This is a genomic window from Pseudomonas sp. ASL8 (assembly GCF_056680355.1).
In genome coordinates, this window is sequence record NZ_CM155278.1 from 5,336,073 (window position 1) to 5,349,455 (window position 13,383).

12 protein-coding genes are annotated in these 13,383 nt (G+C 59.6%); 10 read left to right on the forward strand and 2 right to left on the reverse strand.

Annotation, left to right across the window (positions count from 1 at the left end):
- The first annotated feature begins 71 nt into the window (after window positions 1-71).
- From glcD to AC1MEA_RS24450, 5 genes are read left to right on the forward strand one after another with little or no spacing between them, the layout of a single operon-like run.
- Window positions 72-1,571: a glycolate oxidase subunit GlcD gene (gene glcD / locus AC1MEA_RS24430; RefSeq protein WP_480417628.1), complete on the forward strand. Its 1,500-nt coding sequence runs from the start codon at window positions 72-74 to the stop codon at window positions 1,569-1,571.
- The gene (glcE, locus tag AC1MEA_RS24435; RefSeq protein WP_480417629.1) at window positions 1,571-2,635 is read left to right on the forward strand and encodes a glycolate oxidase subunit GlcE; all 1,065 of its coding nucleotides are present in this window, start codon (window positions 1,571-1,573) and stop codon (window positions 2,633-2,635) included. Before glcD ends, glcE begins: the two co-directional genes overlap by 1 nt.
- A 3-nt stretch (window positions 2,636-2,638) precedes the next feature.
- Window positions 2,639-3,856, forward strand: coding sequence for a glycolate oxidase subunit GlcF (gene glcF / locus AC1MEA_RS24440; RefSeq protein WP_480417630.1), 1,218 nt, complete (start codon window positions 2,639-2,641; stop codon window positions 3,854-3,856).
- A gap of 54 nt (window positions 3,857-3,910) precedes the next feature.
- Window positions 3,911-4,318 carry a heme-binding protein gene (locus AC1MEA_RS24445; RefSeq protein WP_219060655.1) on the forward strand — a complete coding sequence of 136 codons (408 nt, stop codon included), beginning with the start codon at window positions 3,911-3,913 and terminating at the stop codon, window positions 4,316-4,318.
- A 59-nt stretch (window positions 4,319-4,377) separates the two neighbouring features.
- Entirely contained in the window at window positions 4,378-6,558 is a 2,181-nt protein-coding gene (locus tag AC1MEA_RS24450; RefSeq protein WP_480417631.1) for a malate synthase G, read from the forward strand.
- A gap of 79 nt (window positions 6,559-6,637) precedes the next feature.
- Here the strand turns inward: AC1MEA_RS24450 and gntR are convergent, their stop codons facing one another.
- Entirely contained in the window at window positions 6,638-7,654 is a 1,017-nt protein-coding gene (gene gntR / locus AC1MEA_RS24455) for an HTH-type transcriptional regulator GntR (RefSeq protein ID WP_219060653.1), read from the reverse strand.
- A gap of 257 nt (window positions 7,655-7,911) precedes the next feature.
- Here gntR and AC1MEA_RS24460 point away from each other — a divergent pair, with 257 nt between their 5' ends.
- The 3 genes from AC1MEA_RS24460 to csrA all read left to right on the forward strand — a co-directional run bounded on the left by AC1MEA_RS24460 (window position 7,912) and on the right by csrA (window position 10,501).
- Entirely contained in the window at window positions 7,912-8,406 is a 495-nt protein-coding gene (locus AC1MEA_RS24460) for a gluconokinase (protein WP_219060852.1), read from the forward strand.
- Between the two features lie 103 nt (window positions 8,407-8,509).
- Window positions 8,510-9,862 (forward strand): GntP family permease, encoded by a 1,353-nt coding sequence (locus tag AC1MEA_RS24465; RefSeq protein ID WP_480417632.1) that lies wholly within the window; start codon window positions 8,510-8,512, stop codon window positions 9,860-9,862.
- A gap of 450 nt (window positions 9,863-10,312) precedes the next feature.
- The gene (gene csrA / locus AC1MEA_RS24470; protein WP_219060851.1) at window positions 10,313-10,501 is read left to right on the forward strand and encodes a carbon storage regulator CsrA; all 189 of its coding nucleotides are present in this window, start codon (window positions 10,313-10,315) and stop codon (window positions 10,499-10,501) included.
- A gap of 179 nt (window positions 10,502-10,680) precedes the next feature.
- On the opposite strand, the gene AC1MEA_RS24475 is transcribed toward csrA, so the two are convergent.
- A complete protein-coding gene (locus AC1MEA_RS24475) occupies window positions 10,681-11,604 on the reverse strand; it encodes a LysR family transcriptional regulator (RefSeq protein WP_219060651.1) in 924 nt (307 codons plus the stop codon).
- 136 nt (window positions 11,605-11,740) lie between these two features.
- Here AC1MEA_RS24475 and AC1MEA_RS24480 point away from each other — a divergent pair, with 136 nt between their 5' ends.
- Both AC1MEA_RS24480 and AC1MEA_RS24485 read left to right on the forward strand, forming a co-directional pair.
- The gene (locus AC1MEA_RS24480) at window positions 11,741-12,361 is read left to right on the forward strand and encodes a glutathione S-transferase family protein (protein WP_480417633.1); all 621 of its coding nucleotides are present in this window, start codon (window positions 11,741-11,743) and stop codon (window positions 12,359-12,361) included.
- Window positions 12,362-12,445: 84 nt separating this feature from the next.
- Window positions 12,446-13,375, forward strand: a complete 930-nt coding sequence (locus tag AC1MEA_RS24485; protein ID WP_480417634.1) for a pyridoxamine 5'-phosphate oxidase family protein — start codon at window positions 12,446-12,448, stop codon at window positions 13,373-13,375.
- Window positions 13,376-13,383: the final 8 nt, after the last annotated feature.

Here is a 13,383-nt window from a genome sequence, read left to right on the forward strand (position 1 = left end):
GCCAATCATGCAAGACAGTCAAGGCCGTAAATCGGTCTTCAATAACAACAACTCAGGGTTGTCAGCCCACCATGAACATTCTGTACGACGAACGTGTCGACGGTGTATTGCCTCTCGTTGATAAAGCCCAACTGTTCCTGGCCCTGCGCGAGCACTTGCCCGATCTGGACATCCTCCATCGCGAAGAAGAGCTCAAGCCTTATGAGTGCGATGGTCTTTCCGCCTATCGCACCACGCCAATGCTGGTGGTATTGCCCCAGCGCATCGAACAGGTAGAAACCCTGCTCAAGCTGTGCCACGAGCGCAAGGTTCCCGTGGTCGCCCGTGGCGCGGGTACTGGCTTGTCGGGTGGCGCCCTGCCGCTGGAAAAAGGCGTGCTGCTGGTCATGGCCCGCTTTAACCAGATTCTGCAGATCGACCCGGCCGCGCGCCTGGCCCGTGTGCAACCCGGCGTGCGCAATCTGGCGATCTCCCAGGCCGCCGCACCCTATGACCTCTATTACGCACCGGACCCGTCCTCGCAGATCGCCTGCTCCATCGGCGGCAATGTCGCCGAGAACGCCGGTGGCGTGCATTGCCTGAAGTACGGCCTGACCGTGCACAACCTGCTCAAGGTGGACATTCTCACCGTCGAAGGCGAACGCATGACCCTCGGTTCCGACGCCCTGGACTCGCCAGGCTTTGACCTGCTGGCGCTGTTCACCGGTTCCGAAGGCATGCTCGGCATCATCACTGAAGTCACGGTCAAACTGCTGCCCAAACCGCAGGTCGCCAAAGTATTGTTGGCCGCCTTCGACTCAGTGGAAAAAGCCGGGCGCGCAGTGGGCGACATTATTGCCGAAGGCATCATCCCCGGTGGACTGGAGATGATGGACAACTTGGCGATTCGCGCCGCTGAAGACTTTATTCACGCAGGCTACCCGGTGGATGCCGAAGCCATCCTCCTGTGCGAACTGGACGGCGTCGAAGCCGATGTCCACGACGAATGCGACCGGGTTCGCGCCGTACTGGAAAAAGCGGGTGCAACCGAAGTGCGTCTGGCCCGCGATGAGGCCGAGCGTGTCAGGTTCTGGGCCGGGCGCAAGAATGCCTTCCCGGCGGTCGGGCGCCTGTCGCCGGATTATTACTGCATGGACGGCACCATCCCGCGCCGAGCATTGCCGGGGGTGCTCAAGGGCATCACGGCGCTGGCCGAGGAATATGGACTGCGTGTAGCCAACGTCTTCCACGCGGGTGACGGCAACATGCACCCGCTGATTCTGTTCGACGCCAACCAGCCCGGCGAACTGGACCGCGCTGAAGCCCTGGGGGGCAAAATCCTCGAACTGTGCGTCAAGGTCGGTGGCAGCATCACCGGCGAACACGGGGTCGGCCGCGAGAAAATCAATCAGATGTGCGCCCAGTTCAACAGCGACGAACTGACCTTGTTTCATGCGGTGAAAGCGGCGTTTGACCCAAGCGGCTTGCTCAACCCTGGCAAGAATATTCCGACCCTGCATCGCTGCGCCGAGTTCGGTGCCATGCACGTGCATTTGGGGCAGTTGCCCTTCCCTGAACTGGAGCGTTTCTGATGCCTGCCCAACAGAATATCGACGCCAGCGCTGCGTTGCTGGAACAGGTCAATCAGGCACTGCAAAACGCCACACCCCTGCGTATTCAGGGGGGCAACAGCAAGGCGTTCCTGGGACGCGAGGTCGCTGGCGAAATCATTGACACCCGCGCTCACAGAGGCATCGTTACCTATGACCCGACTGAGCTGGTGATTACCGCCCGCGCCGGTACGCCGTTGAGCGAGCTGTGTGCCGCACTGGAAGCTGCCGGGCAAATGCTGGCGTGCGAACCGCCGTCCTTTGGAGGCGACGCCACGGTCGGCGGCATGGTCGCAGCCGGATTGTCAGGGCCACGTCGGCCCTGGTCCGGCTCGGTACGTGATTTCGTCCTCGGCACCCGGGTCATCACCGGCCTGGGCAAGCACCTGCGCTTCGGCGGCGAGGTGATGAAAAACGTGGCCGGTTACGACCTGTCCCGGTTGTTGGTTGGCAGCTATGGCTGCCTCGGCCTGCTCACCGAAGTGTCGCTCAAAGTCCTGCCAAAACCGCGTCAATGCATCAGCATTGCTCTGGAAATGGACACTGAACTCGCGCTGCAAAAACTGGCCGAATGGGGCCAGCAGCCGTTGCCAATCAGCGGCGCCAGCCATGATGGCCGCGTGCTGCGTCTGCGCCTGGAAGGCGGCGAAGGTTCGGTGGCTGCTGCCCATGATCGCCTCGGCGGTGAATTGCTTGACCCTATTTACTGGCGCGAATTGAATGAACAGTGCCTGGGGTTTTTCGACGAAAGCCAGCCACTGTGGCGCCTGTCGCTGCCCAATAACACCGGCACCCTCGCCTTGCCCGGCGAGCAATTGATCGATTGGGGCGGCGCCCAGCGCTGGCTGAAATCCGATGCGGAGGCTGAAGCCATTCGCGCCATTGTCAGCGAAGTCGGCGGCCACGCGACCTGCTACAGCCATGGCGTCAGCGACAGCCCGTTCCAGCCGCTGGGCAGCCCGTTGCTGCGCTATCACCGCCAACTAAAGGCACAACTCGACCCGAAGGGGATTTTCAACCCGGGCCGAATGTACGCAGAGATCTAAGCCATGCAGACCACGTTGAGTGAACATGCCAAACGCCTGCCGCGTGCCGAAGAGGCCGAAAGCATCCTGCGCACCTGTGTGCATTGCGGATTCTGCAACGCCACCTGCCCGACCTATCAGTTGCTGGGTGATGAACTGGACGGCCCACGCGGGCGTATTTATCTGATCAAGCAAGTGCTTGAAGGCCACCACGTTACCGAAAAAACCCAGCTGCACCTGGACCGCTGCCTGTACTGCCGCAACTGCGAGACCACCTGCCCCTCCGGCGTCGATTACCACAACCTGCTGGACATCGGCCGTGCCGTGGTGGATGACGCCGTTCCTCGTCCACTGGGCGAGCGCCTGTTACGTCAGGGTTTGCGTGCGGTGGTGCCAAATCCGACGCTGTTCAAGACGCTGGTTCAACTCGGCCAGGCCTTTCGTCCCCTGCTGCCTGAATCACTCGCCATCAAGTTGCCTCGCGTGGTGCACCCGGCCAAGGCGCGACCGACCCAACAGCATGCGCGGCGTGTATTGATGCTCGAAGGGTGCGTACAGCCTGGACTGTCACCCAATACCAACGCCGCCACAGCGCGAGTACTGGATCGCTTGGGGATCAGTGTTACTCCGATCAGCCAGGCCGGTTGCTGCGGCGCAGTGGATTACCATTTGAATGCACAGGAGGCAGGCCTGAACCGCGCCCGTCGCAATATCGACGCCTGGTGGCCAAGCATTGAAAGCGGCGCCGAAGCCATCGTCCAGACCGCCAGCGGCTGTGGCGCGTTCGTCAAGGATTATGGGCACCTGCTCAAAGACGATCCGGCCTACGCTGCCAAGGCGCAACGGGTCAGTGCCCTGACCCGTGACCTGGTGGAAGTGCTACGCGATGAGCCCCTGGAGAAGCTCGGGGTCGAAAGTGACCTGCGTCTGGCGTTCCATTGCCCTTGCACTTTGCAGCACGCACAAAAGCTCGGTGGCGCAGTCGAAAGCGTGCTCACCCGGCTAGGCTTCAACCTCACCGCAGTACCCGACGGCCATCTATGCTGCGGCTCGGCAGGCACCTATTCACTGACCCAACCCGAGCTGTCGCGACAACTGCGCGACAACAAGATGAATGCGCTGGAGAGCGGCAAGCCACAGGTGATTGTCACCGCCAACATCGGCTGCCAGACCCATTTGGACAGCGCTGGCCGGACCCCGGTCAGGCACTGGATCGAACTGGTCGAAGAAGCGCTGCACTAATCGACTGCATAATTTTTTATTACAGCCCCTATTGCTGCCCTATTGGAGAGCCACATGAAAACCAAAGCCATTTTGAGCCAGACCGAAGTCAGCCAGATCCTCGCCGCCGCTCGCGCTGAAGCGCAGAAAAACAACTGGGCAGTGTCCATCGCGGTGGTCGATGACGGCGGCCATCCATTGGCCCTGGAACGTCTGGACGGCTGCGCACCAATTGGCGCCTACATCGCCACCGAAAAAGCCCGCACCTCAGCGCTGGGCCGTCGTGAGTCCAAAGGTTATGAAGACATGGTCAATGGCGGGCGCAGCGCCTTCCTGTCCGCCCCCCTGCTGACCTCCCTCGAAGGCGGCGTGCCGGTGATTGTCGATGGTCAGGTGATTGGCGCCGTGGGCGTGTCCGGGGTCAAGGCTGATCAGGATGCACAGATTGCAAAAGCCGGCGCTGAGAGCCTGAACGGCAAGTAAGCCGAATAGACCAGACCGCCTTTGCGAATACCTTCGCTCCCACGATTGGAGACCCCGAGATGACTGATTTCGTTAACTGCCAGCGCCTGAAAGTGGCCGCAAACCTGCAACGTTTTGTCGATGAGGACGTGCTGCCGGGCACGGGTCTGGACCGTGATGCGTTCTGGACCGGCTTCGATGCCCTGGTGCATGAACTGGCACCGCTGAACCGTGCCCTGCTTGCCGAACGTGATCGGTTGCAGACTGAGCTGGACACCTGGCACCGCGCTCATCCCGGCCCGGTGAGCAACATGCCGGCTTATCGCGCGTTCCTCCAGTCAATCGGCTACCTGCAACCGCAGCCGGCCAACGTGCAAGCCAGCACCGCCAACGTCGACATCGAGATCAGCAGCCAGGCCGGCCCGCAATTGGTGGTGCCTGCGGTGAATGCCCGCTACGCCCTGAACGCCGCGAACGCCCGCTGGGGCTCGCTGTATGACGCGCTGTATGGCACCGATGCCATCGCTGAAACCGAAGGTGCGGAAAAAGGCGCGGGCTACAACCCTGTGCGCGGTGCCAAAGTCGTGGCCTTCGCCCGTGCCTTTCTCGACGAAGCAGCACCGCTGGCCAATGGCTCGCATGTCGATGCAAAAAGCTACCGCATAGACGGCGACCAATTGCTGATCACCTTGACCGACGACATCCAGACTCGACTCAAGCAGCCAGAAAAATACGTTGGCTACCAGGGCCAGGCACTGCAACCGACCGCCATCCTCCTGAAGAACAATGGCCTGCATGTCGAAATCCAGATCGACGCCAACAGCACCATCGGCCGCACCGACGCCGCTGGGGTGAAAGACCTGCTGATGGAAGCGGCCGTATCGACCATCATCGACTGCGAGGATTCGGTCGCCGCCGTGGACGCCGATGACAAGGTGTCGGTCTACCGCAACTGGCTAGGCCTGATGAAGGGCGACCTGACCGAGGACCTCGAGAAAGGCGGCAAAACCATCACCCGTCGCCTCAACGCCGACCGCGAATACACCGCTGCCGACGGCAGCACGCTCACCCTGCACGGTCGCTCGTTGTTGTTCATACGCAATGTCGGCCACTTGATGACCAACCCGGCGATTGTCGACGGCGAAGGCCACCAGATCCCGGAAGGTATTCTCGATGGCGTGATCACCAGCCTGATTGCTGTGCATGACCTGGCCCGGCGTGGCAATTCGCGCACCGGCAGCGTGTACATCGTCAAACCGAAAATGCACGGTCCGGCCGAGGTCGCGTTTGCCGAGCAGTTGTTCAGCCGCATCGAAGACCTCCTCAAGCTGCCGCGCAACACCCTGAAAATGGGGATCATGGATGAAGAGCGACGCACCAGCGTCAACCTCAAGGCCTGCATTGGTGCGGCGTCGGCGCGGGTTGCCTTCATCAACACGGGCTTCCTCGACCGCACAGGCGACGAGATGCACAGCTCGATGGAAGCTGGCGCGATGCTGCGCAAAGGCGAAATGAAAAACACGCCGTGGATCAAAGCCTACGAACGCAGCAACGTGCTGGTGGGCCTGGCGTGCGGTCTGCGTGGTCGAGCTCAGATCGGCAAGGGCATGTGGGCGATGCCAGACTTGATGGCCGACATGCTCGAGCAGAAAATCGGTCATCCCAAGGCCGGTGCAAACACCGCATGGGTGCCCTCACCGACTGCGGCCACTTTGCACGCGCTGCATTATCACAAGGTCGATGTACGGGCGATTCAGGAGGAGCTGGAACAGGTCGACCTGGCCAGTGCCAGCGAGCAAATCCTTGACGACCTGCTGACGATTCCTGTCTCGGCCGACGCCAAGTGGACTGCCGGGCAGGTTCGCGAGGAAGTTGAAAACAACGCTCAAGGCCTGCTGGGCTATGTGGTGCGTTGGGTCGAACAAGGCGTGGGCTGCTCCAAGGTGCCGGACATTCATAACGTCGGCCTGATGGAAGATCGAGCAACGCTGCGGATTTCCAGTCAACACATCGCCAACTGGTTACGCCACGGCGTGATCGATAAAGCGCAAACGCTGGAAACCCTGCAGCGTATGGCGGCGGTCGTCGATCAGCAAAACGCCGGGGACCCGCTGTATCGGCCGATGGCCGCCGACTTCGACGCCTCCATCGCCTTCCAGGCGGCTTGCGCACTGGTGTTCAAAGGGTGTGCACAACCGAGCGGCTATACCGAACCGTTGCTGCATGAGTTCCGGTTGGCGTTTAAAAAACAGCAGGGCTAGGGCAAACCATGTGGGGAGCGAATGAGTTCGCTCCCCCCATGATTGAAAACAGCCGATATTTTTCAGTGGGGCTTTGGCGTCACGTACTTTCCCGCATCACCAATTCAAACCCCAGGTCCACCTGCGGCACCTGCGCAACCCCTTCCATCAACCCGAGCAACAGCTGCGCGGCCCGTTGACCGACGGCTTCGCGTGGCGTGCGGATCGACGTCAGGCGCGGGACCATGTGCGCAGAACCGGGCAGGTCGTTGAAACCGATCAGCGCCACGCGTTCGGGAATGGCAATACCCCGCCTCAGGGCTTCCAGGGTCGCCCCTTGGGCCAAGTCATCGTTGCAGAAAAAAACCGCATCAACGTCCGGATGGGTCTCCATCAATTGCGCAAACAACTCACCGCCCAGACCAATGGACGAAGGCAGCGGCGACATCACTTCGAGTGCCGGCTCATGGAGTCCAGCCTCGCGCAGGACACGCCGAAAACCTTCGCCGCGCTGCAACACCCGGGGATCGAGTTGCGCCGCAATGTAGGCCAGGCGCCGACGACCGCGCCCCAGCAGATGCCTGGCCGCTTCAGCACCGGCTTGCTCCTGAGAGAACCCCACGCAATAAGCACCCCGCGCCGGATCAAGCTCCATCATGTGCACGCAGGGTACGCCGCTGGCGGCCAGTAACTGGCGCACGGCAGGCGTGTGATCGAAACCGGTCAACAACAGCCCCCGCGGCCGATTGGCCAGGTAGGTGCGCAATAAGTTCTCTTCCTCGACGGGCGAGTAGTGATAGTTGCCGATCACCACTTCCAGGCCACGCGTGCGCAATACGCCTTGAATCGCTTCCAGGGTTTCAATAAACAACTGGTTGGTCAGCGACGGCACCAGCACCACCACCGTCTGGCTTTGCGATGAGGCCAATGCGCGAGCGGCCGGGTTAGCGACATACCCCAGGCTCTGTGCGGCAGCCCGGACTTTTTCTACCAGCTCTGGCGCGACTGTGGCGATACCGCGTAGCGCCCTGGAAGCGGTAATCGGTGAAACAGCGGCAAGCCGCGCAACTTCATTTAGGGTCGGACGACCCGTGGAGCGGGAACCAATGCGTGTCATGTGCTGCCAATAACTCAGAGGGGTTGCCAAAGATGGCGAATGCGCTCTAAGGTAGCGCTGTCTCACGGAACCTCGCAACGCTTTATTCGTACTTAACGGTCACGAGCAACGTATGCATGGTCCGATGATTGACCGATTAGCCCATAACAATGACAAGAACTGGAAACAGCCTGGCCGGCCTTTTGTTCAAGCCGACAAAGACAGCGCTGTCTCTCGCTGAGGTAATTATGAATACTGCTATTTCCGCCCTCGTCGTAATGGGTGTCGCCGGATGCGGCAAAAGCGTCATCGGCGCCGCCATCGCCCTGCGCAGCGACGGTCGACTCATCGAAGGTGACGCCTTCCACTCTGCCGCCAACATCGAAAAGATGAGCGCTGGCATCCCCCTCAATGATGAAGACCGTGCCGGTTGGCTCGTCCGCCTGGGCGAAGAAATGGCCACCGCATTGCGTAACGGTGAGCGTCCGATTGTCACCTGTTCTGCGCTCAAACTCAGCTATCGCGAAAAGCTTCGCGAGGCGGTGCCGGGGCTGGGTTTTATATTTCTCGAACTGAGCAAGGAACTGGCAATCGAGCGCTGTGAACACCGCCCGGGGCATTTCATGCCGGCGAGCTTGGTGGACAGCCAGTTCGCGACGCTCGAACCCCCTTATGGCGAACCGTTGACGCTGGTGGTGGATGCGACCCTCCCCGTCGATACGCTGGGAGAACGAGCCGCCGCCTGGTGGAAAGCTTCGTGGCCACGAAAATAAAGGCGTGAACGCAAAAGATAGCGCTGTCTTGCACCCTGCAAACGGAATTGAACGCCACACTCATCAGTAGCTCCAAAAAACAAAGACAACTGGAGACGCACCTATGTTCGGCATGACCCAAGAGACGTACCTGCTCGTCGATGCACTGGTGACCATCATCGGCCTTGTGCTGCTGATCACCCGCTTTAAAGTTCACCCTTTCGTCGCGCTGACCATCGCCTCGGGCTTTTTGGGCCTGACCTCAGGTATGCCGGTGGACAAGGTTATGAAGTCGTTCCAGGACGGCTTCGGCGGCGTTCTCGGCTTCGTCGGCATCCTCTTGGCGCTGGGCACCATGCTCGGCAAATTGATGGCTGACTCAGGCGGCGCCGACCAGATCGCGCGCACCCTGGTCCGGCTGTTCGGCAAGGACCGTGTGCACTGGGCGATGATGTTTTCAGCGTTCCTGGTGGGCATCCCGCTGTTCTTCGAAATCGGCTTCGTCCTGTTGATCCCGCTGGTATTCATCGTGGCTCGACGGACCGGATTATCGATTGTCAAAATCGGTATTCCTCTGCTGGCAGGGCTGTCCGCGGTGCACGGGCTGGTCCCGCCGCATCCGGGTCCGCTGCTGGCGATTGGCGTATTTAATGCCGACATTGGTAAAACCATTTTCTACGGCCTGATCATTGCGCTGCCCACCGCGATGATCGCCGGGCCGATCTACGGCAAGTGGATTTCACGCTACATTCCTGGCACTCCGTCAAAAGAATTGATGGACCAGATCGCACAGGAGTCGACAACCGAAAATCTGCCGGGCTTCGGCATCACGCTGGTCACGATCCTGCTGCCGGTGTTTCTGATGCTGCTCAAAACCCTGGCCGACATCGTGCTGCCGGACACCAGCATTATCCGGGTCTGGATGGACCTGATCGGTCACCCGATCACCGCCCTCCTCGCCGCCTTGTTGCTGGCGTTCTACACGTTTGGTGCCGCGCGCGGTTTCTCCCGCCAGCAGATTATGAAGCTGCTTGATCAGAGCCTGGCGCCTGTCGCGGCCATCGTCATGATCGTCGGCGCGGGCGGTGGTTTTAAACAAATGCTGGTCGCCAGCGGCGTGGGTGATGTAATTGGCCACATGGCGGTCCGTGCGGAAATTTCGCCGATCCTGCTGGCGTGGCTGGTCGCTGCGGTAATCCGCATTGCGACGGGCTCCGCAACAGTCGCAACCATCACCGGCGCAGGTATCGTCGCGCCAGTAGTGGCCATGATCCCTGGGGTGAACCGCGAACTGCTGGTGCTCGCAACGGGTGCAGGTTCGCTGATCCTGTCGCACGTGAACGATGCGGGCTTCTGGCTGGTGAAGCAGTACTTCAACATGACCGTCGCCGAAACCTTCAAAACCTGGACCGCGATGGAAACCATTCTGTCGGTGGTCGGATTGATCTTCATTCTATTGTTGTCACTGGTGGTTTGACTGCCCCATCTATCGCGAACGGATTCGCGATAGACCTGCATTGAAACGGGCAACCTCTCTCATGTACGGGCTGAGCGAGCCACGTGACTGGCAATGGCCTGCCTTGAATTCTTGACGGCCTCTAAAACGGCCTTGGGCAACAATAGCGCCACACTATAAAGACCTTTAAGCGCCGCTGGCTTTTTGCGCTCTTTGCCACTCTTTTCACCACAATAGTCAGCAATCGTTGGCGTTTGAGGGATAATGATCAGACGCGCAAGCACCAAGCAGGTGCACTATTCGTCCACTTGCGGGGCGACTCGATGCCAGATGTGCGTTTCAAGGGAATTAAATTTGCACTTATGACGTCTTAGGGATGGACGCATTCGGATGTACTCGGCAACAATCACACCCAAGGCACACGCCAGCCTCTTGGCAGAGGCGCTTCAAGAGGCCATCAAGGAAAAGATCATGTTGATACTCACCCGAAAAGTAGGCGAAAGCATAAACATTGGTGACGACATCACCGTTACGATTCTTGGCGTTCAGGGCCTTCAGGTCCGGCTAGGTATCAATGCTCCAAAAAATGTTTCTGTGCATCGTGAAGAAATTTACAAACGTATCCAGGCCGAGATCGCACCCCACCAAGACCCCCAATGAATTCGAAAGTGCATCCCCGCTCCTGAGCACTCTGCCCTCTTTGGGCAGAGCCGCTGTCCGGCGTCGTGATGACGCCGTTTTTTTACTTTTCTCCCCCCGCGATTAATGATCACTCTCGGATACGTGTGTCTGTGAAAACAAGCACGTCCGGCTTTTTCCGTGCGGCTGGCGATCAGCTGTCAAGGCGAGCGCTCCGGGGTTGCAAAACGAATCAGCCGCTCGCCGAGTTTCACCTTCGCCCAGGCGATGAACGCTCGCGAACGAATCGACACCCGCCGCGATGGCAAATAAACGAGCGAAACCGGCAATGGTTCGGGCTGGTAATTAATCAGCACTCTTTCCAGTTGCCCGGCATCTATCAGGTCCTGGACCTGGTAGGACAGAAAAAAACCGATCCCCAACCCACTGAGACAGGCAGAGATAGCCGTGTCTCCGTTATTAGTGGTCATGCGGACATTGGTTATTTTCACCGACAATGGCTTGCCGTTCTCTTGCAGCATCAACTGGGTCCCCCCGAGCACTCCGGCAAGGCAAATGAAGGGCGCACCGTTGAGGTCATCCGGCGTCTTGATGGTCCGAAGCTCAGCCAGTAATGCAGGGCTGGCACACAGATAACGGCGCACTTGCCCCACGCGAGACACCACCAGATCCGGGGCGGTAACGTGGCCGATCCGCACCGCAACGTCGATCCCTTCTTCCAGCAAGTCAGTCACCCGGTCGATCAGGCTCAAGTTCACTGTCACCTTGGGGTAGCGAGCCATGAACCCGTTGAGTACCGGGGCCACGTGATGACGACCGAACAGCACCGGGGCCGTAATCGACAAGGGACCGCTGGGTTCACTCTCCTTGTCGCGAAACACATCCTCGATATCGCCGATTTCCCGAATCACCGTGCGACAGACGTCGGCGTACAGCTTGCCCTCCTCCGTGATCCGCACGTGTCGGGTGGTGCGCTCGAACAGGCGCACACCCAAGTGCTGCTCCGTGGAGGCCAATACCCGGACCACCGTCGGCAGCGAGACATCGAGCTTTTCCGAGGCAGCCGTGAGGCTGCCATGCTCGATTATCGCCAACACCACGCGCATCGCTTGAACCGTGTCCATCACCCGCCTCGCTTATTACTCCGAATTACGGAGTAAACATCTTCCCTTTACAGCATTTATTCAAGCACCTGCGAGCACTAGCATCATCACCACAACACAACGATCCATTCCATACAGCCCGTTAAAGGTGATTGCCATGAAGCTCTATTCCCACCCACTCTCCGGCCATTCCCATCGCGTTCGTCTGTTTCTGTCGTTGCTGGGTATAGAGCACTCGCTGATCGACGTCGACCTTGCCAACGCCGCCCATAAGTCCGAAGCGTTTCTCAAGCTCAACCCGTTCGGTCAGGTTCCGGTGCTCGACGACGACGGTGTCTTTTTTAGCGACGCCAATTCGATCCTGGTTTACCTGGCTAAAAAATTCGGCACAACCGATTGGCTGCCCGAGTCCGCCGCTGAAGCGGCACGCGTTCAACGCTGGCTTTCTGTCGCCGCAGGGGAAATCGCCTACGGTCCGGCAGCCGCGCGTTTAATTACCGTATTCGGCGCCCCGTTCAATGCCGAGGATACAATCCAACGCGCTCATGCCATCTTGAAACTGATCGAGTCGACGTTAGCCGACCATGACTGGATCGTCGCAGGCCCCTATCCCACACTGGCTGATGTCGCGCTATACAGCTACGTCGCTCAAGCCCCTGAAGGCAATGTCGACCTCGCAGGCTATCCTCGGATAAACCGGTGGCTGGTTCGGATCGAAGCGTTACCAGGCTTTGTTCCCTTTCAGAAAACACCCGCAGGTCTGGCCGCAATTGCCTGACCCCAGGGTTTAAAGGTTTGGCTTGATGACCGGCGCATGGGCGCTCTGAGCAGCGCCCATCCACGGTGTGGGAGGTGATTTACCATGAGTACCGAACAACCCCAACGCCCTCGCTCACCCTGGCACGCAGGTGAACGCGCCTTGCAGCACAACGTCGGCGTGGCCGAGCGAATGGGCGAACTGGGCAGCAGGATCATCCGTGATCAGATCATTGAGCAGCACCGCGCGTTCTACCCGCAGTTACCCTTCGTCGTGCTCGGCACGGTCGATCCCGAAGGGGATGTGTGGACCACCCTTCGCGACGATGAGCCAGGCTTTATGCAAGCTATCGATCCGTACCGGCTGCACCTGCAATTACCACGTGATGCCAGTGACCCGGCAGACAGGGGCATGGAGGATGGCCAGGCCGTCGGTTTGTTAGGGATCGATTTGCTGACCCGTCGACGCAACCGGCTTAATGGCACCCTCAAACGCAGCGACGATCACAGCTTCGACATTTCCGTCGAGCAGAGTTACGGGAATTGCCCGCGCTATATTCAACAGCGGCAACTCGGCATCCGCAGTGACTCACGTCCGGCAACAGCTCAATGGATGGAGCAGCTGGATACCGACGCGCGCGATCTGATCAGCAGCGCAGATTCTTTTTTTGTCGCGTCTTACGTCGACGACACCCCGAGCGGGCGGCAGGTGGATGTGTCCCACCGAGGAGGAAAACCAGGTTTCGTGCGACTGGATGAGGACGGCACGCTGACGATTCCAGACTTCGCCGGCAATATGTTCTTCAACACCTTGGGTAACTTTGTTCTCAATCCAAAAGCAGGCCTGGTGTTTGTCGATTTCACCACAGGCGACCTGCTGCAAATGACAGGCGACGTGGAGCTTATTCTCGACTCAGTCACCCCCAGCACCTTGGAAGGTGCCGAGCGGTTATGGCGTTTCAGCCCGCTGCGTATCGTCAGACGCTCGAATGCACTGGTATTGCGTTGGTCAACCAAGCCCGACCCTACTCAATGATGACCGGG